At 45.1% G+C, this 26,150-nt stretch carries 18 protein-coding genes; 7 read left to right on the top strand and 11 right to left on the bottom strand.

The window, feature by feature from the left end:
* Positions 1-3: 3 nt before the first annotated feature.
* The 3 genes from FHS86_RS02255 (at position 4) to FHS86_RS02265 (ending at position 5,918) form a co-directional block, all read left to right on the top strand.
* Positions 4-1,920: a hypothetical protein gene (locus tag FHS86_RS02255; RefSeq protein WP_429410686.1), complete on the top strand. Its 1,917-nt coding sequence runs from the start codon at positions 4-6 to the stop codon at positions 1,918-1,920.
* A gap of 72 nt (positions 1,921-1,992) precedes the next feature.
* Positions 1,993-4,809, top strand: coding sequence for a TIM-barrel domain-containing protein (locus FHS86_RS02260; protein WP_429410688.1), 2,817 nt, complete (start codon positions 1,993-1,995; stop codon positions 4,807-4,809).
* 119 nt (positions 4,810-4,928) lie between these two features.
* Positions 4,929-5,918, top strand: coding sequence for a bile acid:sodium symporter family protein (locus FHS86_RS02265; protein WP_429410690.1), 990 nt, complete (start codon positions 4,929-4,931; stop codon positions 5,916-5,918).
* 157 nt (positions 5,919-6,075) lie between these two features.
* Here FHS86_RS02265 and FHS86_RS02270 read toward each other — a convergent pair whose 3' ends face one another.
* A complete protein-coding gene (locus FHS86_RS02270; protein ID WP_429410692.1) occupies positions 6,076-8,340 on the bottom strand; it encodes an inorganic phosphate transporter in 2,265 nt (754 codons plus the stop codon).
* 359 nt (positions 8,341-8,699) lie between these two features.
* Between FHS86_RS02270 and FHS86_RS02275 the strand changes: the two genes are divergently transcribed.
* The 3 genes from FHS86_RS02275 (at position 8,700) to FHS86_RS02285 (ending at position 11,225) form a co-directional block, all read left to right on the top strand.
* On the top strand, positions 8,700-9,746 hold the full coding sequence (locus FHS86_RS02275) for a sensor histidine kinase (RefSeq protein WP_429410694.1): 1,047 nt from the start codon (positions 8,700-8,702) through the stop codon (positions 9,744-9,746).
* A 91-nt stretch (positions 9,747-9,837) separates the two neighbouring features.
* On the top strand, positions 9,838-10,536 hold the full coding sequence (locus FHS86_RS02280; protein ID WP_429410697.1) for a response regulator transcription factor: 699 nt from the start codon (positions 9,838-9,840) through the stop codon (positions 10,534-10,536).
* 251 nt (positions 10,537-10,787) lie between these two features.
* Complete coding sequence (locus tag FHS86_RS02285; protein ID WP_429410699.1) at positions 10,788-11,225, top strand: SPOR domain-containing protein; 438 nt, start codon at positions 10,788-10,790, stop codon at positions 11,223-11,225.
* Here FHS86_RS02285 and FHS86_RS02290 read toward each other — a convergent pair.
* The 5 genes from FHS86_RS02290 to FHS86_RS02310 all read right to left on the bottom strand — a co-directional run bounded on the left by FHS86_RS02290 (position 11,209) and on the right by FHS86_RS02310 (position 16,766).
* Complete coding sequence (locus tag FHS86_RS02290) at positions 11,209-11,826, bottom strand: phosphatase PAP2 family protein (RefSeq protein WP_429410701.1); 618 nt, start codon at positions 11,824-11,826, stop codon at positions 11,209-11,211. The two genes, FHS86_RS02285 and FHS86_RS02290, sit on opposite strands and share 17 nt — an antisense overlap.
* A gap of 71 nt (positions 11,827-11,897) precedes the next feature.
* Positions 11,898-12,071 carry a hypothetical protein gene (locus FHS86_RS02295; RefSeq protein ID WP_429410703.1) on the bottom strand — a complete coding sequence of 58 codons (174 nt, stop codon included), beginning with the start codon at positions 12,069-12,071 and terminating at the stop codon, positions 11,898-11,900.
* A 237-nt stretch (positions 12,072-12,308) separates the two neighbouring features.
* Entirely contained in the window at positions 12,309-13,763 is a 1,455-nt protein-coding gene (gene rpoN, locus FHS86_RS02300; protein WP_429410705.1) for an RNA polymerase factor sigma-54, read from the bottom strand.
* A 211-nt stretch (positions 13,764-13,974) separates the two neighbouring features.
* Positions 13,975-15,408, bottom strand: a complete 1,434-nt coding sequence (asnS, locus tag FHS86_RS02305) for an asparagine--tRNA ligase (RefSeq protein WP_429410707.1) — start codon at positions 15,406-15,408, stop codon at positions 13,975-13,977.
* A gap of 263 nt (positions 15,409-15,671) precedes the next feature.
* Positions 15,672-16,766, bottom strand: a complete 1,095-nt coding sequence (locus FHS86_RS02310) for an NAD(P)H-dependent flavin oxidoreductase (protein ID WP_429410709.1) — start codon at positions 16,764-16,766, stop codon at positions 15,672-15,674.
* 568 nt (positions 16,767-17,334) lie between these two features.
* On the opposite strand from FHS86_RS02310, the gene trpB reads away from it, so the two are divergent.
* Entirely contained in the window at positions 17,335-18,534 is a 1,200-nt protein-coding gene (trpB, locus tag FHS86_RS02315; protein ID WP_429410711.1) for a tryptophan synthase subunit beta, read from the top strand.
* A gap of 179 nt (positions 18,535-18,713) precedes the next feature.
* Here trpB and FHS86_RS02320 read toward each other — a convergent pair whose 3' ends face one another.
* The 5 genes from FHS86_RS02320 to FHS86_RS02340 form a co-directional block, all read right to left on the bottom strand.
* Positions 18,714-21,059 (bottom strand): beta-galactosidase, encoded by a 2,346-nt coding sequence (locus FHS86_RS02320; RefSeq protein ID WP_429410713.1) that lies wholly within the window; start codon positions 21,057-21,059, stop codon positions 18,714-18,716.
* A 223-nt stretch (positions 21,060-21,282) separates the two neighbouring features.
* A complete protein-coding gene (locus FHS86_RS02325) occupies positions 21,283-22,056 on the bottom strand; it encodes a LytR/AlgR family response regulator transcription factor (RefSeq protein WP_429410715.1) in 774 nt (257 codons plus the stop codon).
* The gene (locus FHS86_RS02330) at positions 22,053-23,093 is read right to left on the bottom strand and encodes a sensor histidine kinase (RefSeq protein ID WP_429410717.1); all 1,041 of its coding nucleotides are present in this window, start codon (positions 23,091-23,093) and stop codon (positions 22,053-22,055) included. The genes FHS86_RS02325 and FHS86_RS02330 overlap by 4 nt, the downstream gene beginning before the upstream one ends.
* A gap of 64 nt (positions 23,094-23,157) precedes the next feature.
* Complete coding sequence (locus FHS86_RS02335) at positions 23,158-23,799, bottom strand: hypothetical protein (protein WP_429410719.1); 642 nt, start codon at positions 23,797-23,799, stop codon at positions 23,158-23,160.
* Positions 23,800-23,942: 143 nt separating this feature from the next.
* Positions 23,943-26,072: a TonB-dependent receptor gene (locus tag FHS86_RS02340; RefSeq protein ID WP_429410721.1), complete on the bottom strand. Its 2,130-nt coding sequence runs from the start codon at positions 26,070-26,072 to the stop codon at positions 23,943-23,945.
* Between the last annotated feature and the right edge of the window lie 78 nt (positions 26,073-26,150).

The following is a 26,150-nucleotide window of genomic DNA, read 5'->3' on the forward strand; positions in this document are numbered from 1 at the left end:
ACAATGAAGAATATATTCAAATACTTATCACTGCTGTTCATCCCGGTGTTGTTCATGTTTTCGTGTACACCCGAGGAATTCGAACTGGGCGAAATTGATGTGAGCTCCAGTCAGTTGGTTGAAGGAACAGCCTTTAGCATTGAGCACGATGGGGAAAACCCCAACATCATTTACCTAAAAAGTTTAATCGATGCAAAATACACGCCGCTTTGGAACCATCCACAGGGACGGAGCCAGGAACGGGTGGTGACCCTGAAAATTCCTTTTGCAGGAAGCTACGAAGTACAGTTTGGCGTTCAAACCCGCGGTGGTATTGTTTACGGAGACACCGTTACTTTTGAAGTCGAAGATTTTTATGCCGGTTTTATTGAAGATCCTTTATGGGCCTTGTTAACTGGTGGTGTCGGGGCACAAAAAACATGGCTGCTCGATTTGAATGCCGAAGGCGTGAGTAAGTTTTTTGCCGGACCGCTTTTTTTCTATGGAACCGATGATGGATGGGAAACTGTAACCGAAGGAAAAACGGTTGAAGGCGACGTGTGGAACTGGAGTCCCGACTGGAAAGGCAATCAGTGGCTGATGGATGCCGGTGATTATGGTACCATGACTTTTGGATTGGAAGGAAATGCGACCGTTGTGGTTGATAATCCAATGTTCCCTGAAAACAGCGGGGAAGGAACTTTCCTGCTTGATACCGAAAACAAAACCCTGACTTTGACTGATGCAGGTATTACCCATAATCCTGGTCACGATGCCGTGGCAACCAACTGGGGTTTTGCAAAAGTAATGTCGCTGACCGAAAATACTCTGCAGCTGGGTGTACTTCGTGACAATTCGGACGAAGGCCCGTGTTTGTTGGTCTATAACTTTATCAGCAAGGACTATTCTGATAACTGGACTCCAGGCGAAGTGGCAGAACCCGAACCAACGCTGCCCGAAGGTTGGAAAGACGCTGTGTCGCAAACAGTAAATACAACGGTGGTTTGGAAGCTCTCAGAAGAAAACCCGCTCGATTGGGCCAATCTCGATGGAAGCATGATGAACGGCTGGAGCGCCCCCGAAGATTATCCCGATTGGTTGGGAACTCCCGATCCGGCTGTTTATGGCGATTTCTCAATGACCATGAATTCATCCGACTCATCGGTGGTATTTGTAACGCCCGATGGTACATCAACCGGGGGCACCTATTCGTTGAGCAGCAAGGGAATCTATTCCTTTAGTACCGACGTGCCTTCATTTGCAGTGATTGGCTGGGCTTCGTTTGCCGCTGATGCCAATAACCAGCTGCGTATTCTGAAAATTGAAAAAGATGCCATGGGTGCTGTAATTGGCATGTGGCTGGGAGCCCGCAGCTCCGATAAGGATGAATACATGGCTTATCACCTCGTGCCATCAGGTGGCAGCGCTGAGGATGATCCCATGTCAGCATGGAAGCGTGCACTTGCCGGTAAAAAGCTGGTGCCCGATGTAAACTACTTTGCCGACTGGTTTGCTGCCGACTGGAGTGGCGGTTGGACTGCTGAAGGTATTTTTCCCGATGTAGATTTGGAAGGTCAGTCGTGGTTCTGGAATCAGGAAGTATACGATGCCTGTCTGGCTTCATCCATTTCTTTCTACATGGAGGGTGATGTAATGAAAGCCGATGCAGTAGATAACGGTACCGCAAAAAATGGAATCGTTGTGGATATTGATACCGAAAATTCAACGCTCACTTTTTCGGAAGCACCCTTTACCTTCTCGTGGATTTTTACCAACAATAAGGAAGGAAATGGACCCTGGATGATGGGCTCGCACAATGAAGCCAATCTTGGTAACATTGCAGAAAAAGGTTTGTATTTGGGATTTTACAGCAAATATGATGAAAGCGATCCTGAATTGCCTGTTGAAATAACCGCTTTCCACATGGTAATTGGAGAATAAGTTCATGTATTGAAATTGCAATTCCGGGTAAACTGTGCCCGGAATTGTTTTAATAGATAAAAGAAATCGATGATGAGAAAGCTGATTGTTTTACTGATTTTGAGTGTCGTGTTTGCCTGGCAGGGGTGTTCTGCTCCTGAAGTCAGCATGGTAGAAATTCAAAATGGTGTTGAGCTGAACAAAGGACAGTTGAGCATAAGGGTGCAGTTTTATACCAATAAAATTGTAAGAATCACCAAGTGGGATCAGAAAGGAACTTCTGAAAAGAAGAGCCTGGCCGTGATTCAGCAATCGATCCCGGTGTTGCAATTAACGCTTAAGGAGAACGAGCGGAATTACACCCTTTCGTCGGAGGCACTGACCCTGCTGATCGATAAGCAAAGCGGAAACATTCAGTACATCGATAAGGAAAAGCAGCAACTTTTAAAAGAAAAAGGAAAACCGCAGTTTCAAGCTGTTGTTTTTGAAGGGGATTCGGGTTTTAGCGTACAGCAAAATTTTGAACTTTCGGCCAACGAAGGCCTTTATGGCCTGGGACAGCATCAGGATGGTGCTTTTAATTACCGGGGCAAAAAAGTAACCTTGGTACAAAGCAATACCGAGGCAGTAAATCCCTTTCTGGTATCAACCGCCAACTATGGTCTGCTTTGGGACAATTACTCAATGACCATTTTCAACGATGAAAAAGAAGAGGCTTCGTTCTGGTCGGAAATGGGCGACAACATCGATTATTATTTTGTGCACGGCGATAACATCGATCAGCTGATTGCCGGCTATCGCTATCTTACCGGAACAGCGCCCATGTATGGGAAATACGCCTTTGGATACTGGCAAAGCAAGGAACACTACGACACACAGGAGGAATTGCTGGCAGTGGCCCGGAAGTACCGTGAATTAAACATTCCCATCGACAACATGATTCAGGACTGGGATTACTGGAACGGCGCAGAGAATTGGAGTGGAATGTTTTTCGACAAAACGCTTTTCCCCGAACCCGAAAAGATGATGGAGGAGCTCCATGCCATGAATTACCATGCCATTATTTCAATTTGGCCGGCACTGGGTTCCAATACCGAAATATATAAAGACATGGGCCGTAAGGGTTATTTATATGATCCTGTCGGTTGGGCAGGTTTTAAATACTACGATGTTTATCATCCCGGGGCCAACGATTTGTACTGGAAGTACCTGCACGATGGCATTTACACCAAGGGGCTTGACGGCTGGTGGATTGACTCAACCGAACCCGATGTGATCAATGCGCTGTCGAAAGAAGCCACGGCCTACGAGCTGAAAAAAATGGGAAGTAACTACCTGGGCTCCTTTGCCCGCTACCTGAATACTTTTTCGCTGGTTATGACCGACGATATTTACCGTTACTGGCGCGAAACCACCAGTGAGCGGCGTGCCTACATCCTCACCCGCTCATGCTTTGCCGGACAGCAGCGCAATGCAGCCACCACCTGGAGTGGCGACATTGGGGCCAGCTGGGAGATTTACAGAAAGCAGATCTCGGCAGGACTGAACCACTCCATGGCCGGAATACCCTACTGGACTTTCGACATTGGTGCCTTTTTACTGGGCTCGTACGGAGGGGTTTTCTACAAGGGCGGCGACGATCCGGCCTATCACGAACTGTACACCCGCATGTTTCAGCTGGGTGCTTTTACCCCCATTTTCAGGTCACATGGTTCGGATACCCCGCGCGAGATGTGGGAAATGGGCGACTACCTGCCGGTGCTGATTCAATTCGATCAGCTGCGTTACCGCCTGCTGCCCTACATTTATTCACAGGCATGGAAAGTGACCAGCGACGACTACACGCTCATGCGTGGTTTGCCAATGGATTTCAGCAATGATGAGAAAACCTATAACATCGACGATCAATTCCTATTCGGACCGGGGATCATGGTTTGTCCGGTCACCAGCTACATGTACCATCGTCCGCCCGCAACTTCCACCGTAGTTGCACCAGCGTATTTTAAAACGGCCAATGGCAAAAAAGGCCTTGCAGCCCGTTATTATACCGACAATGAATACCGGCAGCTCAGCCGCGAAAGCATCGATCCCAACATCGATCTGAACTGGTATGGCGGCCGGCCCGCTTATGTTACCGATTCGATGTATGCCATCCGCTGGGAGGGACAACTGCTTCCGCCCGAAAGCGGAAAATACCAGTTCCACCTGAAAAGCTTCGATAGTAACCGGATTTACATCGACGGAAAAGAAGTGCCCATTGCTCACGATGGAAATGAAAAATATACAGCCTTTGTTGAATTGGAAGCCGGAAAGGCCTGCGATTTTGTGGCGGAAGTTGAAAATAAGCAAACCGGTGCGGCCCGCATGCAGCTGTACTGGAAAACTCCTTCGATGCTGGCGCAGGAACAAGAGCCCCTCGAGACAGAGAAAAGCCGAAAGGTGTACCTGCCTCAATCGACCTTGTGGTACGATTTCTGGACAGGCAAGCAGTATGAGGGCGGGCAGGAGCTGGCTTTCGATGCACCCATCGACCGGATTCCCCTGCTGGTAAAAGCCGGAACCATTCTTCCCATGGGACCAGTGGTGCAATACGCCACCGAAAAGCCGGCCGATCCGCTTGAGGTGCGCATATATCCCGGAGCCGACGGTCATTTCAGCCTGTACGAGGATGAAAACGACAACTACAATTATGAAAAGGGAATTTACAGTACCATCGATTTTCACTGGAACGACAAGGAACGTACCCTTTCTATCGATGAGCGCAAAGGTGAATTCCCGGGAATGCTGATTGAAAGAAAGCTGCAAATTGTAGTGGTTGACTGTGGAAAAGGAAGCGGCATCGCGCCTTCCGAAAAAATTGATCAACAGGTGAAGTACATAGGAAAAGCATTGAAGATAGCAGTCCAATAGTTGTTAGGTTTTAGAGTGATCGAAAGTCCTGTTCTACCAATTGGAACGGGACTTTTTTGTGCGCTTTCCTGAATTAAATTGTAAATTCGCCTTTCATTTTTCTATTTCATCTTACTAGCATGAAGCAATTTAAAAACACTTTACGTCGTTTCCTCCCCGATGGTTTTATTTCCGGTATTCTGCTTATGATTTTGCTGGCCTGGCTGGTACCAGGCATTGGAGGAGAGGGCAGCCGGCTTGAACTGAAAACAATCATCCGATTTGGAATCATGCTGCTCTTTTTCTTTTATGGTCTGCGTTTAAGTCCTGAAAATCTAAAGAACGACCTGGGCAACTGGAAACTACACCTCACCATTCAGTCGGTCACCTTTTTGTTGTTTCCCCTGGTGGTCATTCTGTTTTATCCCTTTTTCAAAAACTCGGAGTACTTTTCACTGTGGATGGCCGTATTTTTTCTGGCTGCCTTGCCCAGTACGGTTTCCTCGTCGGTGGTGATGGTGTCGATTGCCAAAGGAAACATTGGCGGTGCCATTTTCAATGCCAGTATTTCGGGAATGATCGGCATCGTGCTGACTCCTTTGTGGGTTGGTTTGTTTGCCAGTACGGCCAATGGAAGTTTCGACTTTATGCAAACGGTGATCGATCTGGTGATTCAAATACTGATTCCGGTGATTGCCGGGCTGCTTCTGCACCGTTTCTGGGGTGGCTGGGCACTTAGGAATAAGCGGTATTTAAGTCTGTTTGACAAAAGCGTCATTCTGGCCATTGTGTACAGCAGTTTCAGCAATTCGTTTACTTCGGGTATTTTTAGCTCCCTTCCGCTTTGGACGCTCCTGCTGGTATCGGCAGCGGTAGTGATCCTGTTCTTTCTGGTATTCGGTTTCACCAACAGGCTTTCGTTTTGGATGGGCTTTAATCGTGAGGACCGCATTACCGTGCTGTTTTGTGGCTCTAAAAAATCGTTGGTTCACGGATCGGTAATGGCCAGTGTTCTTTTCGGGGCCAGTGCAGCCGGGAGCCTTTTTTTGGTGCCCATTATGATCTACCATGTTTTTCAGCTCTCCTACATCAGCGTGGTGGCCAGAAGAATGGGGAAGGAAGTTGAATGACAGGCCGGTATTAAAGTGGCTGTGTTCTCAGGGAATGAACCGTGAAATTAACGAATTTGAAAAATTCAATTTATTACATTGAAGCGGTTCGTTAACATAAAAAAACGAGGCCGTCCTTTTGGGATGGCCTCGTTTTTATATCATGTAATACAGATGATTATTCGTCGTTTTCGGCCTGTTCGGTGGTTTCAAGTATGAAATCACGCTGGGCTTTCACTACGTTAATCAGGTGAAGCAACAGGTTCTTGGTTTCGGCAACTATCTTGAAGTAAAGCATCGAGTTGCGTGTTGAAACTTCTTTGGCCTTGATGCGTTTGATCTGGGCTTTTTCAAGATCCTTCAGCTTGCTGAACAGCGCAGCACGTTTTTCTATCAGCTCTTCGAGTTTCTCAAACTGCTCTTCTTTTAGGATGTGCAGGGCATGATTGAAAAATTCATTCAGCTCAACACCAAATTCGTTGAGATCTGCAACCTGTTCTTCGGTAAATGCCTTGTGCTTGTTTTCAAAGTGCGTATAAACCGGACCAACAATGAAATTCAGCGAGTGGGCCATTTCGCGCAGGTAGTCAACCACCTGAACGTAGAAGTGTCCGGTATCTACTGAGTCCTGCTGGAGTTTTTGTACATTTTTATATACACTGTCCTTGAGTTTCTTGGCTTTGTTGTTAAACGACTCGGTTTCTTTTATGGCACTCTTCAATTGCTGACGGTCGTTTTCGAAGAATCCTTCGAAACAGAGGAAGTAAGCTTTTGAGGTGGCGATGATGGCCTTTACTGTATTCTTATTACATTTCTCCAATACTTTTGCGGTATTCAGATTGATTTCAACAACATCTTCATCCTCATCAACTTCTTCTTTCGATTTCTTGCGGAAGGAAATCTGTGTGCGGATAATTACAAAAAGTGCAATGGCAATCATGGCAAAAATTGTGTAATTACCTCCCCACATCATTAAGCGGGCAACGGCAAAGGCAATCGAAAAGGCAATCAGTGCAGTCAGAAACCATCCGCCAATTACGGCAAACACCCCGGAGATACGGTACACTGCCGATTCGCGTCCCCAGGCCTGGTCAGCCAGCGAAGTACCCATGGCCACCATAAAGGTTACATAGGTTGTCGAAAGGGGCAGTTTTAATGAAGTACCAATTGAAATGAGAATACTGGCAACCATCAAATTGGATGCTGCACGTATTTTGTCGAAAGCCGGCCGTTCGTGTGCAGGAATTGATTCATCGACCGGAGCCGGTTTGAATTGCTTGCTGATGGCCTTGTTAAATGACGCGGGTAAGTATTTGTTGGTCATTTCGGTGAAGCGTACACTTCCTCTTACCACTGCGCGCGATATGGCTGATGAGCCAAAACGTTCGCTCCCTTCACTCTGACGCGACAAATCGATGGATGTTTTCACAACGCTTCGGGCCTTGCGGGAGGTAATTAAAGTAATTACCATTATCAATCCTGCAATCAATAACATGTAGGTTGGTGTTTTCACTTTGCCTGCCAGCATGGCCATGTTAAAGGCTTCAGCATCAGCCCCCGAGGCGGCCCAGGCTTTGAACGATTCAAAACCTGCAAGCGGCACTCCGATAAAGTTTACCAGGTCGTTGCCGGCAAAAGCCATGGCAAGTGCAAAGGTTCCCACCAATACAATTACCTTGAGAATGTCAATTTTAAATAACCAGTTCAGGATTTGTAGTATGATGGTCCATCCCACAAAACTCACAAGAAAAATGTATAACATGTTGTTCTTTAAGAAGGAAACAACATCATCGGTCAGGAAGGATGCTCCTTTTGCACCTTTGATAATCATGAAATAGGTAATGATCGCAATGGATAAACCACCGTAAAGGGCTCCGAAATACTGGAAGCGCTTTTTGTAGCGAAACGAGAACAGCAAACGGGTGAGCCATTGTATTAATGCACCCACCGTAAAGGCAATAACCACCGAAATAAGTATGCCGGTAATAATGGCCAAAGCCTTATCCGAATTGATGTATTCGCCCAGCATGGAGGCCGACTCGCCCAGTTGGTTCATTTTGACAAGCGAAACCGCAACGGCCGATCCGAGTAATTCAAATACGATCGATACGGTGGTCGATGTTGGCATGCCCAGTGTATTAAAGGCATCAAGCAAAATAACATCGGTGATCATAACCGCCAGAAAGATGATCATGATCTCGGAAAAGACAAACATGTCGGGATTGAAAATTCCTTTACGGGCTACTTCCATCATCCCGCTCGAGAAAGTGGCTCCGGCTACAACGCCGAGGCTGGCTACTCCAAATATTACCCACTTGGGAGCTGCTTTTGAGCCAATGGCCGAGTTAAGGAAGTTTACCGCATCGTTGCTTACCCCGACAATCAGGTCGGAAATTGCCAAAGCAAACAATACGACTACCAGAATTAAATAAATCTCACTCATTGTTTTTTAGTTATGTTAATATCTTGATTATTCCCTCACAATTAACGGCCGCCAAAATACGAGCATTATCTACCAAACGCATTGCTACTTTTTTAATAAAACGTTAAGTAAAAGTAAAGTAAATGGCTACTTTTTAAAAGTGAGAAATGTCATTTCTACAGCGTGTTATCATGATTTTTAAGCTGTTTTTACAGTCTTTGTCGTTTTTGTATGCCTTCTTATGTTTTAGGTGAATGTTAATTCAATGCTTATTTTTATATCATCCCAACAAGGAACCTTGTATTGCCTGAAGCAGGTAACATCACTTTTTCGTTTAGAAGTGATATCTTCGCCGCGTGAATCGATTAATAATTTTGTAAATGAAGCGCTTAAAACCACAAATCATTGCATTTCGTCTGGCACTTTCAATTGCCTTGATTGTGACTGGCATTGTTTATCTTTTTTCTGAATTTCTTCTACACGATCTTTGGCATCATGTGATTCTTTTTGTCGTTTTATTTGCCATTGTTTTTGTTCTGGCCACTTACTTTTTCAGCAAAGTTATCGAACAACGTCTTGAGCCAATATACAAAATCATTAGCGAAGTGCCTGTCAACGAAGTAAAAAAAGCCAGAGAACTGAGCCGAAAATATCCCATGAATTTTGATGTAAATGCCGAGGTTCGAAAGTGGGCCACTCATAAACAGGACGAAATCAAACGCTTAAAAGAGCTGGAGCGTTACCGGAAAGAGTTTGTCGGGAATGTTTCTCATGAACTAAAAACACCGATTTTCAACATTCAAGGCTATATTCTTACATTGATAGAAGGCGGAATCGACGATCCTAAGATCAACGAACTGTACCTGAAGCGAACGGTGAAAAGCATCGACCGGATGATCTCAATTGTTGAAGACCTCGAATCGATTAACAAGCTTGAATCGGGCGAGCTGACACTCGACTTTGAAAACTTCAACCTCGTGAAGCTGGTTGAAGATGTTTTTGAAATAGAACACATGATTGCCAAAGAAAGAAAGATAAAACTGAAGCTCCTGAGCAAAAGCGACAAGCCGGTGATGGTGAATGCCGATAAAAAGCGCATCATCGAGGTGGTGAGCAATCTGGTAGTAAATGGTATCAAGTACGGAAAAAAAGGCGGAACTGTCGATGTTTCGTTTTACGATATGAACGAACAGGTAATGGTTGAGGTGAAAGACAATGGCATTGGCATCGAAAAAGAGCACCTGCCCAGGATTTTTGAACGCTTTTACCGCGTCGACAAGCACCGTTCACGCGAGCAGGGCGGCACCGGCCTCGGACTGGCCATCGTAAAACATATTATTGAGGCCCACGATCAGACGATCAATGTTAAAAGTGAGGTCGATTTGGGCACCACTTTTAATTTTACCCTCGACAAGGCGAAGATTTAATTTTTTTTTTCATTAAGTTTAATGATCGATTAACACTTTGACCATTTCGCTGTTCTAATTTAACAGCCAATTATAAAGTAAGCAAGAAATTATGAGTGACGAGAAAAAAATTCTTCTGGTAGACGATGAAATTGACATCCTTGAATTCATCAGCTACAATCTCGAAAAAGAAGGATATAAGGTGTACACCGCCCAAAATGGCAAGGATGCCATCAAAATTGCAGAGAAAAAGGAAATTGATCTGATTATTCTTGATGTGATGATGCCCGAAATGGATGGCATTGTGACTTGCGAAGAACTGCGAAAAATACCCAAACTGAAAAGCACCGTGATTGCATTCCTTACTGCCAGGGGTGAAGATTATTCGCAAATAGCCGGCTTTGAAGCAGGTGCCGACGATTACATCACCAAGCCCATCCGACCCAAGGTGTTGATGAGCCGTGTGAAAGCGCTGCTCAAACGTTCACAGCTGGTTGAAGAACCTGCTGCAAGTGTTGAAAACGACAATACCATCAACATCGGGAATCTTGTGATCGACCGTGAACGCTACATGATAACCGTTGAAGGTGAAGAAATGGTGCTGCCACGCAAGGAATTTGAATTGCTGTCGCTGTTGGCATCAAAACCAGGAAAGGTATTTACCCGCGAAGAGATTTACACCTCGGTTTGGGGCGAACAGGTCATCGTGGGCGATCGTACCATCGACGTGCACATCCGTAAACTGCGCGAAAAAATTGGTGAGACCCACATCAAAACATTAAAGGGCATTGGCTATAAGTTTGTTGAATAGGCTGTAAGCAGTGATATATTACGGTGCGGATGGAATTGCTTCTGTCCGCATTTTTTTTGCTGTTCTATAAAATAAGACTCAAATTGCAGATCATCACTGGTGTTTCAACACCTTTTACTTATCGGTAAAATAAATATTGACCGATGTTTATATAGCTTCGTATGAATTATCTTATTAAATTTGTTAGAAACAAGCAGATACAAAACAGAATAAGTTTTACCAGGGTACAAACCCCCAAAAAATTCAACACTATGATGACAAAATACTTTTTAATAGCAATGATGGTAGTGGCGGTATTGAGCTGCAAGCGCAAAACTGCCGATGAATACGAGTACTATGATCAGCCGGTTAAAGACAGTGTTGCAGAACAAATTGATACGGTTGTTGAAGCAATACAGGAAGTGGTAGAAGAACCCCAAAAACCAGTAATTAAGGCATTCGATGAAAATGACCGCTACTTTATAGTGGTTTCAAGCTATACCGTTGAAGACTTCGCCCTTGCTCAAAAAAAGGAACTTGAAGCACAGGGCTATCAACCGGGAGTAATTATGACCGATGATGATGGTTGGTTTAAACTGGCAGTAAGCTCTTATCCAAAATACAGTGAGGCCGAAAAAGCCTTGGCTCACCTACAAAAAAAGGGAGACCTGTTTAATCAGGCCCGCATTGTTTTCAAAAAAAGTAAATAAACAGATACATGGCAGCCAGGCCGAGTAAAAAACCTGCATATACCTGGGCCGGATTGTGTTTTTTGAGGTAGATTCTTGATGTGCCCACTGCTCCTGCAACGAAAATGATCAACACAATGTAGGATGTAAGTACAAGTCCGTATTTAAAGGTCATCGACAGCAAAGCTCCCAACAGAGCTCCCATGCCTGCGGCATGTCCCGAAATTTTCCAGCGCGTTGTAATCAGAAGCAGCGCTACAATGATGAGGGAAGCTGCCAACAGAAAGGTTCGGAAAACATGTGGTACCGGAAGCTTACTGATTAGTTGTGCTCCCAAAAACAAACTAAAAGCAGTAAACAAATAAGGCAACATGCGGTCGTTGCGTGTGTCAAGGTTGCGACTGATATTTGAGGTATGCGACATCAGCAGGATAAAAAGCATTGGCAGCAGGCAGCTTGCAAAAAATACGATTCCCAGCAGAACCTGTATCAGACGTGTCGGATACAATTCAACTCCGGGAAGCTTATACAGGATGATAATAAATCCGATAAGGGGTGTAAGAAAAGGATTGAAAATCCCTGAAAAGAATTGTGCGGTGTATTTTAAAGCTTTGTTTTCCATTCGTTCTAAAAATATCAAAAATAGTTACTACAGGAAGTATAAAGCTTTAAAAATTTAACGGAAAAGCTTTATTACTTTGCCGGAATGATAAGATGAAGACTGTCAGGTATTTCATTGGTGTTTTCTTGTTGGGGCTGTTCTATTGTTAATGGTTTCCCGGCCGGCTTTTCGTTTTTTTCACTTTGATGATGGGTGCTGAGGGTGGTGGCAATTGCAATGCCCAGTGCGTAAATCATTTTATTCATGGCTCATGTTCTATTTAAGTGCGTTGTTCTCCAGTGTAGTGTTGGCTCCGGTTAATGATTAATCAATGTAAAAAATGCATGAACCGCTGTAATTATAAGACAACGCACCTGGATTTTATTCAGCAACTAAGTTAAAGATAGTTTGGCGTTGATGAAAGCTGTTCAGCGGCATTGGATAGTAAAAACCAACGAAATACCGTTTTTAAGGGCTGAATGGTAACAACTGGTTGACCAACGTTACAACTCTTTTCTCAGTCGTGCCACCTGGATGTTAAGTTGTTCTCGGTATTTGGCTACCGTTCGACGGGCAATGGGAAAGCCTTTTTCCTTTAAAATAGCGGCCAGTCTTTCGTCTGTAATGGGCTTACGTTTGTCTTCACTGTCGATTACATCCTGCAGAATGCTCTTTATTTTTCTTGTTGAAACTTCTTCACCTGATTCATCCTGCATGCCTTCGCTAAAGAAAAACTTAAGGGGATAAATGCCAAAGTGGGTCTGTATGTACTTGCTGTTCGATACCCTCGAGATGGTTGAAATGTCAAGTCCGGTTTGTTCAGCAATGTCTTTCAGAATCATGGGCTTCAGCTTGGTTTCATCTCCTTCGATGAAGTAGTCGCGCTGATAATCGAGTATGGCATTCATGGTAAGCAGCAGGGTTTGATGGCGCTGGCGTATGGCATCGATAAACCATTTGGCACTGTCGAGTTTCTGCTTAACAAAGGTGATGGCATCTTTCTGATCCTTCGACTGGTTTTTACGGTTTTCGTTGTAAGCCCTGAGCATGTTGGCATAATGGCCGCTTACCCTCAGGTCGGGCACACTTCCGCGGGTAAGATATATTTGCATTTCACCTTCAACAATCTCAAGGGTGAAATCGGGAATGATGGCCGGGTTAGCCCTGTTTATCGTATTGCTGTACGATCCTCCCGGTTTGGGATTCAGGTGTACGATTTCTTCAATGGCATCGCGCAGTTCTTCTTCATCGATGCCAAGGCGCTGCATGATTTTATCATAGTGCTTTTTCGAAAATTCATCAAAAAGCTCGTCAATCAAACGGGTGGCATTTTCAACAACCTCTGTCTGGAATTCCTTTCGCTTAAGCTGAAGCAGAAGGCATTCGCGCAAATCGCGGGCTCCTATGCCCGGAGGGTCTAAATCCTGTACTATTTCGAGCAGCTGGTGCATTTCCCGATCGTTCACTTCAATGTTCATCGAAAAGGCCAGATCGTCGACCATGGCTTCCACCTCACGACGCAGATAGCCGTCTTCGTCGATGTTGCCGATAATGTATTCGGCCAGTGTTTTCTGTCGTTCATCCAGATCAATCAGGTTGAGCTGCTCGCTCAGGTACTCATGAAAGGTCGATCCAATGCTGAAGGGAATATCTTCTTTTTTATCGTCTTTTGAATAATTATTGGTTTTGTACTTATAACCGGGTTCGTCGCTGATGTATTCTTCAATCGATATGTCTTTCTCGTTGTCGTCTTTTTCGTTGTCACTGCTTCTTTCTTCCTGTACATCGCCCTCACGATGATTGTCGTCGACTTCGAGTACAGGGTTTTCTTCCAGCTCTTTTTTGATGCGCTGTTCAAGCTGGATTGCAGGAAGCTCCAACAGCTTAATCATTTGAATCTGCTGTGGCGATAGTTTCTGCAGCAGCCTTTGTTGTATGGTGAGTTTTTGTCCTGCCATTTACGATTGCTCTTTAATCAGGCATAAATTTATAAAAAAAAGCGAAGTCTGAAGTAGGATGCGCTAAAAGCGCTGGTAAAATACCGACTTTGTGTAGGTGTTTCTATTATTTATCTGTCGCTGCTTTCCGATTAAATAAAAAAATCCGGAATATCGATTGTTGATATGCCGGATTTTGGAAAGATTGGTACAATATTTTTCTGCCCAAAGGCTAAAATTCACAATTTTTGGGTGTTCTTGGGAAAGGGATCACATCGCGGATGTTGCTCATTCCGGTAACAAAGGTGATGAGTCGTTCAAAACCCAGTCCAAAACCACTGTGTGGAACCGAGCCGTAACGACGGGTGTCGAGGTACCAGTCCATTTCTGCAAGCGGAATATCCATGGCTTTCATCTTCTCAACCAGCACATCGAAACGTTCTTCCCTTTGTGAACCACCGATGATCTCCCCTATCTGCGGGAATAATACATCCATGGCTGCAACGGTTTTTCCGTCTTCATTTACCTTCATATAAAAGGCCTTGATGTTGGCAGGATAATCGATCAGAATAACTGGTTTTTTAAAGTGCTTCTCAACCAGAAAACGCTCGTGTTCGCTTTGCAGATCGGTACCAAATCCTTTAAGCGGATATTGGAACTGACCCTTTTTGGCGGGTTTCGAGTTTTCGAGAATGTTAATGGCCTCGGTGTAGGTGAGGCGTACAAAATCATTTTCAGCAACAAACTTCAGTTTTTCGATTAGCTCCATCGATCGCTGGTCCTGTGGCTTGTTTTTCTCTTCCTGTTGCTGGCGCTGACTTAAAAACTGCAAGTCTTCCATGCAGTTGTCGAGGGCATAGCGAATCAGGTATTTGAGAAATTCCTCAGCCAGGTCCATGTTGTCGTTCAGATCGTAAAAAGCCATCTCGGGCTCAATCATCCAGAACTCGGCAAGATGGCGCGAAGTATTCGAATTTTCGGCTCTGAAAGTAGGTCCAAAAGTATAAATCTTCGAAAGTGCCAGCGCAGCCAGTTCTCCTTCGAGCTGCCCCGAAACGGTCAGGTTGGTTTTTTTTCCAAAGAAATCTTCACTGTAATCGATGTTCCCGTCCTCATCGCGTGGAGGATGCTCCATGTCGAGGGTCGAAACCTGGAACATTTCACCTGCACCTTCGGCATCGCTTGCCGTAATAATGGGCGTATGGATGTTGAAAAATCCACGCTCGGTGAAGAATTTGTGGACTGCAAAAATCATGGAGTGGCGCACACGGGCAATGGCACTAAAAGTATTGGTACGATAGCGCAGGTGGGCGATGTCGCGTAAAAATTCAAGACTGTGACGCTTGGGTTGCAGCGGGTATTTGTCAGGATCGGCCTCGCCAACCACTTCAATTTCACTGGCGATGAGTTCAACTTTTTGCTGGCCGTTCGATTCTACCAGCTCTCCCGTTACGGTAAGGGCTGCACCGGTATTAATCCTTTTCAATAAATCTTCAAACTGATTCACATCAGCTACAATCTGCAAATTACTCAGTACCGTTCCGTCATTCAGATTAATGAAATTGACGTTTTTGCTTTCACGCTTGGTACGTACCCATCCACTCACTTTAACGGTGCTGCCTGTTGCTTCCGATTGTAAAATCTGTTTGATTTCCTGACGTTTCATTTTAATGTATTTTTTTTAATGCCGATGCCCTGAATTAAACAACACTGTTTGAGTAACTTGTGTTATTGGTGGCTGTTCAGCGTAAAAATTGATAACCAGCTAATTATTAATGAATCGCAAAGGTAAAATTTTTTGGAAAAAACAGGTCGGTAGCAAAGGCTTCTTCCAAATTTTTAGCATAAGCTTAATTGAAGCGCAAAATAAGGCTGTTCTGAAAGTCGCTATGATCCTTTTAGAACAGCCTCATTGAGTATTCTTAATCCTTATGGATTCAATTTTTGCAGTGCCTCGGCAGCTTTGGCTTTGAAACCATCGGCCAGATCGGTAAATACTTCCTTTACCGTCGAAATACGGGTGGCTCTGAAAGCATTGGTGCCTGCAAAGGCATAGCCGTTTTTCATATTGCCCTTGGCTGCATTGTACAGCGCTGTAACAATACAGTACGGACTTTTGCTGATGTCGCAGGTTTTGATGCAGTGAAAAGGACAGGTTTTTGGCATTTTGAGTCCTTGCTTTACCTTGTCGATAAAGGCATTTCTGAAAGCTCTTCCGGGCATGCCTACAGGGCTCTGGATGATCTCCATCTGATCTTCGGTGGCATCGATGTACTGCTGCTTAAACTGGTCGGAAGCATCGCATTCTACGGTGGTAACAAAGCGACTACCCAGCTGAACTCCGCTTGCCCCCAGCTGCATGATGGCATACATGTCGGCACCGTCGTAAATACCTCCGGCCGCTATTACCGGAATTTTCTTGTTGTATTGTTCCTCGAAAACCTTCACGGCGCTTACCACATCGGGAACAATTTGCTCGAGCGAAAAATGTTGATCCTCGATCTGTTCGCGCTTAAAGCCCAGGTGACCACCGGCTTTGGGACCTTCAACCACAAAAGCATCGGGCAGGTAGTCGTAGCTTTGCTTCCATTTGGAGCAAATCAGTCGCGCCGCCTTGCCCGACGAAACAATGGGTACCAGTTTGGTAACACTGTCGGGTTTCAAAAACGATGGCAGATTCAATGGTAATCCTGCGCCTGCAAATATAATGTCGGCTTTTTCGGCAATGGTGGTACGCACCATGTCTTCAAAGTTGGTAAGCGCAGCCATAATGTTCACACCAATGATCCCCCTGGTCGCTTCACGAGCTTTTTTTATCTCTTCTTTTAGTCCTTCAATATTGGCCTGCAGGTAGTCTTTGGCGCGGTCCTTATAAATCAATCCCAGTCCGGCGCACGAAATAACACCTACTCCTCCTTCGTTGGCAACTGCTGCAGCCAGCTTCGACAACGAAATACCTACTCCCATTCCTCCTTGTATAATAGGGACCGGAATGTTAAGCCCCCCAATTTGTAATCCTTTCATGAATTTTATTCTTAAAAATAACAGGGTAAACCTACAAATAAAAAATTGCCTCGTGTTATGCCCAGGCATTAATGAGACCTAATTTAACGCCTGCGTTCGCTATTTATAATGAATATACGAATGGATATACAAAAAGCAGGGAATTACCAACTTATTGTTTCGATTGTTCGAAAAAGTAATAGGCAGGGTGGCTGCCACGGGCCACAAATACCGATGCCCGAAGAAGCATTTTTTGATAGTCGCAGTGTAGCCATTTTCATACTTCGAAGCTTGCCCGTGGCATCGGGCTATCCGCTGTATCTTTGCTCCGTAAAAACTCCGCAAAGGATGCCGCTCCTATCCCTGCCACAGCATGCCGTTTGCAGGTGCATTTATCTCAATTTACTTGCTTGCCGGCTTTCTTTCCGGTTTTCATAATTAAAATAATAGTTTATTTTTACCATTACAGTTTTACCTGCTCACTGGTCTGCACCCGATGTGAAACATAAAGTGTTCAAAGGCAACGAAAGCCCATTCGGGAATTATTCAGTACATGTAAGTTCATTACTAAATCTTAAACAACATAAGAATGAAAAATTATTTCAAAACAACGCCCGACAAAGACGGTTTTTTTGGAGAGTTCGGTGGAAGTTTTATTCCGCCTCATCTGCAGGAAGAAATGGATAAAATAACCGATGCTTATTTTACCATCAGCAAATCGCACGAGTTTATTTCTGAATTGCGCAGCATCCGTAAACACTATCAGGGACGACCTACCCCGGTTTATTTCTGCAAGCGCCTTTCCGAGAAATTAGGCAGCCGCATTTACCTCAAACGCGAGGATCTCAACCACTCGGGAGCTCATAAGCTTAATCATTGCATGGGCGAAGCTTTGCTCGCAAAATACCTGGGCAAGAAAAAACTCATAGCCGAAACAGGGGCCGGGCAACACGGCGTAGCACTGGCTACAGCCGCCGCCTACTTTGGCCTTGAGTGCGAAATACACATGGGCGAAGTAGACATGAAAAAAGAGCATCCCAACGTGGTGCGCATGAGAATCCTGGGTGCCGAAGTGGTGCCGGTATCTCATGGCCTCAAAACCCTCAAGGAGGCTGTCGATTCAGCTTTTGAGGCTTATTTGAAAGATCCCATCAACTCGATATACTGTATAGGTTCAGTGGTGGGGCCGCATCCCTTTCCTATGATGGTTCGTGACTTTCAGCGCGTTGTGGGCATTGAGGCCCGTGAACAATTTCTCGAAATGACCGGTGAACTGCCCGATAACGTAATGGCTTGTGTGGGGGGTGGAAGCAATGCTGCCGGAATGTTCTCGGCCTTCCTCGACGATGAAGAAGTGAAGCTTTGGGGTGTTGAGCCTGCAGGCCGTTCATACGATTTGGGCGAACATGCCTGTACCATGAAATTTGGTTCACCGGGTATGATTCATGGTTTCAAATGCAAAGTATTGCAGGATGAAAACGGAGAGCCTTCACCGGTTTATTCGGTAGCCAGCGGACTGGATTATCCCGGAGTAGGACCGGAGCACTGTTTGTTTGAACAAAAGGGCCGTGTTAACTACGTTGATGCCAACGACCAGGAAACCATTGAAGCATTTTACGAACTGAGCCGTCTCGAGGGAATCATTCCTGCACTCGAAAGCGCCCATGCCGTGGCCTTTGCCAAAAAACATGCACCCAATGCCCAGCGTGAATCCATTCTGATCAACCTGAGTGGTCGTGGTGATAAAGACATCGATTTTGTGGTTGATACCTATGGTTTACCCGAATAAAAATTTCTGTTTTTGGGCTTGCTGACCAGCCGTAAAGTTCATTAATTTTTATTTTGGATGTCCACTAAATATAAAGCTCCGTAAGCAAAAATTACGGAGCTTTTTCGTACCCGTTGGGTAAGCAAAAAGAGCGCTGCCTTTTACATGGCTGCGCTCTTTTTCAAATTGTGTTCATTAATTTATCTTTTCACCAGCTCATTGCCCACATAGATGTTGTACTCTTTAATTCGTCCCGGAGAATTCTCATCCATTCGGGGCACATACGAAAAGCCGCTTAGACTGGTTTCAGCACCCAAATCGATGATTAATAGATGAGGGTAACCGGGGCTGGTTGAGCTCCATCTGCTGTGCCAATGGTTAAATGTTTGTCCGTCGATGGCATTCTCTGCCACGCCATTTTCACCGATCGATTCTTCGCTGCTCACATAGGCGATGGTCCAATTTTGATGACTAATGGCATTCCCTTCGATGTCGAGTAAATCCAGTTCGGCAATGGCTGCGTATGGCTTTCCATCGTGTGAGCTGATTGCTTCAATGGCAAAATAGCGGCCACTGTTATTGCCTTCAAATTTAACGGTTTGTGTTTCGCCACCGGGTTTAAACGACGACGACAAAACAGGATCAGTGCTGCTGAAATTTAAATCAACCTTTGGACGCTTAGCGCCTGCAAAATCTTTCTCCGGTCTCAACTGATCGAGCACAGGGGTGTCGACACCTGAAATGGTCATTTTTTCAGGACCAAGCATGTCGAGAATCAGAATTTCGTTTTCCCCCTTTTTCAACCAGGGAGCTGGTACATACATGGTTTGGGTAGGACCAATGTTCCAGTAGCGGCCCAAACAGTTGCCATTTACCCAAACAAGCCCCTTGCCCCAACTTGAAACATCGAGGTAGGTATCGCCCAGTTGGTCAATTTCAAAAGTACCTTTCCATATGCCTGGTTTTTCATTCGATGTGCTTTGTTCGCTATAATCGAGCGAAGCCAGCCACTGGTCGTTGTAATCGATGTTATAAACTTCCCAGGCACCTGTTGTAAGTTCCTTATCTCCCTCAACAAATTTGATTGGTGCATTGAGTCCCTTGCGGTCGTGTACTTCTTTGCCAAAGTTGATGCGCCCCATGGCATGAACGAATATTTCGATGGTGACTTCTTTGTTCCTCGCCGGTATGGTGATGTCGAAGTTGCGTTTGCGACGGTCCATTAAACCAATTTCTTCGCCATCCATGTAGATCCATGCAAAATCGTTGGCAGCACCCACCGTAAAATGGCAAACCGGACCGGCAGGCAATGTTGTTTTGTACAACATGCTTCCCCTGGCCTGGTCGTAAAACTCCATATTTCGGGGTTCGTCGGTCTTTACAGCCTTTGGCAGATTTTCAAATAAGGGTGCAAATTCCGACAAGCTAACTTCAGCAAAGGTGGTAAGGGGCATGGGTGCCGGAGGTTCGGGCAATGCTGCCTCTCCGGGCATCAGGTATTTAGAGACTAAGTCGCGTGTGGCATAAAACTTAGGAGTAGTATTGCCTGCTTCGTTAATTGGCGCCCCATAATCGTAGCTCGAGCAGTCGGGTTTAAACGGACGGTCGGCCCCGGCCCAAAAGCCAAAAGTAGTACCGCCGTGGGCCATGTAAATCGAAAACGATGCACCTTCTTTGAGCATGTACTCCATGTCGCGCAGGTAAGGATCAATATTTCCAAAAGTATGAGGTGTTCCCCAGGTGTCGAACCAACCCGAATAAAATTCACCGCACATTAACGGGCCTTCGGGTAAAATCTCACGCAGGTTTTCGAATGCACCTTTCGGATCGGCACCAAAATTAACAACAGGGAACAGATCAGCGCGGTAACCGTTTTTCAGTGTATGTTTGGGGTTGCAGGCAAACAAGGGCGCATCGAAACCGGCGTCGAGTATGGCCTGGCGCATTTCGCCCATGTATTCGGCATCGTCGGAGTAGAACCCGTATTCATTTTCAACCTGAACCATTAAAATAGGGCCTCCATTGCTGACTTGTAATGGTGCCAGTTGTTTTCCGACTTCTTTCAGGTAACGACGGCTTGCTTCAACAAAGCGGGGGTCTTTTGAGCGCAGCGCAATGTCGTCGTGCTTGAGCAGCCACCAGGGCAGGCCTCCCATTTCCCATTCGGCACAAACATAGGGCCCGGGACGCAGTATGACCCATAAACCTTCTTCCTGCGCCATTTTACAAAATTCGGCTACATCGGCCTGTCCTTCAAAAGTAAATTCACCCGGAGTTCGTTCATGAAAATTCCAGAACATATAAGCACTAACGGTATTCATCCCCAATGCCTTGTTCATTTGCAATCTGTGCCGCCAGTATTCTTTCGGGACACGTGCAAAATGCATTTCACTGCATCGGATCTGAAAAGGCTCATTGTCGAGCAAAAAATCATGCTTTCCTATCTCGAAAGTATGATCGGGCTGCTTCGTTCCGCATGACGAAAGCATGGTCAATAAAGAGACTAAGAGAAAAGCAGCGGTGAAAAGTAGTTTTAATTTTTGCATATTTTAAGTAGTAACTGGTTTCTTACAGTGGTTGTTTTAACAGCAAAACTACTTAAATAATGGAATTCTTTCTATCACATTTTCGAACTGTAATGTTACAATTTCCAGTTCTGGTGTACCTCACTAACATTTCTTGCGAAGCGCAAAGCATGAACATGTTTTTTTGTGGATGACCAAGGTATTAAAAACCATATCCAGTTTCCTTCATAAGAAATCAATCCTCTTATTCCATAATATCTCCTTCGAACCAGCACTTAAAGGCTTTTACCTTTTCTCGGGCAACCAAAAAATCGTCGGAACCGGCATGCTTTACTTTGAGTTTCAACCTTGAATTACCATAGGAAAATACATCGTTGATGGCCTTGAGCCCAAGCAAGTATTTTCGGTTGATACGAAAGTAGTCGGCAGGGTTTACCAACTGCTCGATGGATTCGAGGGTTTGATCTAGCAGGTAATCTTTTCCGTCGCAGGTTTTGACAAAAGTTGCTTTTTCGAGGCTGTAGAAAAACAAAATATCGTCGGTGTTTACTGCTTTCAACCTGTCACCAATTTTTATAAGAAAGCGTTTTTTGTAGTGGTTGCTGTTGATTGATTTCCTTAGCAATTCAATTACTTCGGGCTGAAAATTCACCGTTGATTTTGAGCTTAGTTGTTCGAATTTTAGCAGAGCCCGCTCCATGTCGTCGCGATGCAGGGGTTTCAGTAAATAATCGATGCTGTTTACCTTGAAAGCCTGTATGGCATATTCATCGAACGTGGTTGTGAAAATAACAGGGCTTGTGAACCTGGTTTTTTCGAATATTCCAAAACTTAATCCGTCGCCCAATTGAATGTCGAAGAAAGCCAGATCGGGCAAGCCGTTTTCCTCGATCCACCGAACGGTGCTTTTTACCGTGTCGCATACCCCTGCAATTTCGATGTTGGGGCGCAGCGAAAGAATTAGTCCCGAAAGTTGTGCCACTGCCAGCGGTTCGTCTTCAACAATTAATATTCTCATAATTCGAGTTTTATCAATGGGAGTGAAACTCTGAAGAATTTGTCATTTTTCCTGATTTCTACCTCTTTGCCGCTAAGATAACGATAGCGCTCTTTCAGGTTGCTCAGCCCTATGTTGTTGCTGCTTTTTACATCGTATTTCGGGTTCAGGTTGTTTTCAACAAAAATATAATTCCGATGGTCGGTGCCCACTACAATTTCCAAAGGGTGTTCTTTCGAAATTTCATTGTGTTTAACTGTATTCTCAATGAGCATCTGGAGAGACAAGGGGATCAGTTCTCCTTCATGCTTTTCGGAAACATGAAATTCGACCTTAAAATTATTGCCGAACCTTATGTTTTGTAGAAAAACATATCGTTTCACAAATTCTATTTCCTTTTGAAGCGGAACAAGCTCCTGATTTTTCAAAGTTAACAGATAGCGGTAAAAATCAGCCAGTTGAATGGTGTAGTCCTTAGCCTTTTCTGAATCGAGATCAATGAGGTTGCCTAGTACATTCAGACTGTTGAATAAAAAATGCGGGTTAACCTGGTTTTGCATCACCTGGTATTGCAGGGCAATGGCTTCCTGTTTCAGTTTTTCACCCTCCACGGCTTCATCGCGCCAGGCCCTGAAGAACGATTTGGCATAAATAATCGATGCAATGATTACAAAAACGATGTACTCGCCAAGAATGATAAAGCCGCCAAAGGTCATGAAATGCGACCAGGTGTTATTTGAAAATACAACAAACCAGAGCCAGTTGAAGAAGAAGATGACAACTGATGTGTACAAAAAGTGAAAGCAGATGACAATGAGTATGCTTTTTACCGGTTTCTCGATCCATGAAATGTAGCGGCGTTCAATTACATTAAAAAAATAGCCATTGGCAAAAAGTGACAAGCCTATACTCATCGAATAACCCGCATTCCATAAGTATCGCGATAAAGGCAGGTTGATCGTTTGTGCCCCGATCCACATAAATAGGTTGCCGATCATTATTGAATAAACAGCAGCTATAAAAATCTGAAAAACCTGTTTCTTTGAGGGAAGCGACATTGCGTTTTTTTTATGAATTTAAAAATAACGATCGGCAACAAATTATGAAATAATAAGGGTGTATTTATTTCGAAACACATTGTTGAAGCATCGATTGGCAATGTTCTTTTCCCCAATTGGGCAACAGGCTGTTTTCGGCTTTTGCTGAGAGAAACAAAGCATCGGCTTTTTCCAGCACTGGTTTGGCTTTGGCCGGGCCGCCTCCAAACTGCTCGGGTGTGTAAAAAATGTTACACCCTTTGAGGTAATGCGCCCTTGGATTCTCCGGATTCAGTTTTACGGCTGTGCTAAGGGCTTCATCAGCCATCATCGAAAACTGGTAGGCGCTTCCTTCGTCGCTAATGCGCATCTGATAAACCAGCCCTTGTAAAACAAATAGTTCCGATTCGTTTTCGAAACGTTTTTTCAGACTATCTAAAATCGTCTGGACTTTGTCGAGCAAGGCCGCTTTTTCGTCGTTGGGCATGCCCTGATTGATGTACAACATCGAAACGAACGAATAAGCCTGATAATAAGCAGGCAGCCATTGGTCGCTTTCCTTTGCCGCAATACGTTCAAACTGATTGGCAACTGTTGTCAGTTCGACGGTGCTTCTGGCGCTGTACATTTTCTGAATGTTTTCGGCCATGGCTTGTTCATAGTTTGCTGCAAATAAGAGGTGAAATGTGCCAACAAAGAGGATGGTAAGCATGATCATTCTTTTCATAATTCTACTTTTTAGTGGTTATTACTTTTATCATTTTGTATCTCATTTTTTCCAAACAACTGTATTTCAAAAATATTTCTAATCGGTTCATGCTGAAAAAAACAGTTGCTTAACTGTCGGATTTTATGGATGAACTGTAGAGCTCAGAAACTCAGAAAAAGTCCTATAAAAAAGAATCGCTTTGTGTCTTGTTTTACAGGAACCAGGGTATAATTACCCTGGGCATCGGCGTTTCCCGATGGGCGGTACCCAAATACGTTCTCGCGTCCCAGCACGTTGTTCACCGAAGCATAGAGTACCGAATACTGGTCGCCCAGAAAGAAGATGTGGCTCAGGTTGAGGCTCAGATCACCGTAGCAGCCAGTGCGGCCGTCCATGAACTGAGTGCTGGAAGGATCATCGTAGCGCCGTGCCGAGGCAAAAGTGTATGAAGCACCTGCCTGTGTGCTGATTTTGTGAATCCAGTATTTTGACACTGCCGAAAAATTGTGGTTTGAAATAAAGTCTGGCGTAACGGCTTCGGGGTAGTTGCGGTACTTTCGTTCGGTGTCAACAAACGAGTAAGTAAGCCAGTAATCGAGGTTTTTAATGCTTTTTCGATCGCGCCAAAACAGGTCAATCCCGGCCGATTGTCCAAAGCCGCTGTTCGAAATATTCATGGGAAAGTACTCGTTGATTCCTTCCCAGGTGACGAGCTTATCGTAGGTTTTGTAATAGCTTTCAATCCTGAACAGGCGGGTTTGCACGCTGCCTGCCTGCCAGCCGGTAATGTAGTGTGTGGCATTTTCGAAATACAGATCACTGTTGAATTTCAGATAGTCGGTTTCGGGATTTTGGTAGTAACGACCCCATGCCGCCGAAAACTGACTGCTTTTCGACGTTTTTACAGCCATGGCCAGTCGTGGTGCCAGGCTGGCGCGTTTCATCAACGAAGCATATTCGGCCCTGATGCCCGGTCGTACGGCAAAATATTTTGAGAACTTGATTTCGCTTTCGGCAAATGTGCCCAATGTATGATCGGTAAAGTGAAGATCTATTTCCGGAAACTCCGGGGTTTTAATCGCTTGTTGATAGTTGGTGTAGGTGTCGCTGACTCCCCAGGTTAGTACAATTTTTTCCGAAAGCTCATGTACCATGGCATAGCGGGCTTCGAGGGTCAGATCGAGCGTTTCGATGTGATTGCCGGCGATTACTACGCCGTTGTTTTCGTAAGTGCCCGACAGGCCTGTGCGGAAACAAGATTTTTCACCCATGCAGTCACGGTAATTCACATTCGCATAACCGCTTTTTCCCTTGTTTTCGATAGTAAGAGCTTCATTGTTTCCGTTTGGAATACGATAAGCCATATCGCCCCATTCGTAAGTGGCAAAAGCTTTCAACAACCCGGTCGACGAAGGTTTGTAGCGGTAGGTGCTTGTGAGGTTGATGGCTTCTACCGGCTTTGTCCAGTCGATGTAGCTGTTTACCAATTTGTGAAACGGCCCCATGTTAATGTAGCTTGCCGATGCCATGAGCGAACTGTTTTTCATGGCTTTGGTCAGGTTGGCTTCGGCGCCGATGGTCATCAATGAAAGGCCTGCAGAATTTTTTACAGCCACGTCGCTTGAGTTGAGTATCAGCACCGACGAAAGTGCCTGTCCGTATTCGGCCGAGTACCCGCCGGTGTTGAATAGCACGCCCTCGAAAAGTGAGGGGGTGAAGCGACCACGGGTGGCCACATCGGGAGTTTTCGAGTAGTATGGTTTTGCAGCCAGCAAGCCGTCGATGTAGGTTTTGCTTTCGTAGGCATCGCCGCCACGTACCAGCAAACGGCCGTCGTCGGCTGCTGCCTGTGCACCGGGCAGGGTACGCATGGCTGCCATGATATCGCCGTTGGCACTGGCGGTGGTGTAAATGTCGAGGGGTTCGAGTATGGCCGCCCGTTTTTGATCGTCAACAGCAAAAGTGCCTGCTGTGATGGTAACGGCATCGAGGGTATTTACACTTTCGTGCAGAACGATGGATATCTCAACATCGGCCGATGCATCGATTGTTCCCGACCAGCTTTGGTATCCTATAAAGCTGGCTACCAACTTCTTTTTCCCTTTGTCGGAAATTGAAAAATGAAAGTGTCCGTCTTCGTCGGAACTGGCTCCGTTGTAAGTGCCTTCGATGTATATGTTTACTCCTGTAAGCGGCTCTCCGTTTTTGGCTTTTACCTCACCCTCTATTTTTGTCTGGCCTGCCAGCGACGAGAAGCAAAAAATAAGCACAATCAAAATTGGTGTCTTCATGGCTAAGTATTGTTTGAATACAAGGCCAAAAATGCACTGCCTGCTTTACTCCTGAAATTTTATTCTGCTGAATTGTAG

Origin of the sequence: Roseimarinus sediminis, assembly GCF_050433125.1 — a bacterium.
GTDB classification, from domain to species: domain Bacteria; phylum Bacteroidota; class Bacteroidia; order Bacteroidales; family Prolixibacteraceae; genus Roseimarinus; species Roseimarinus sediminis.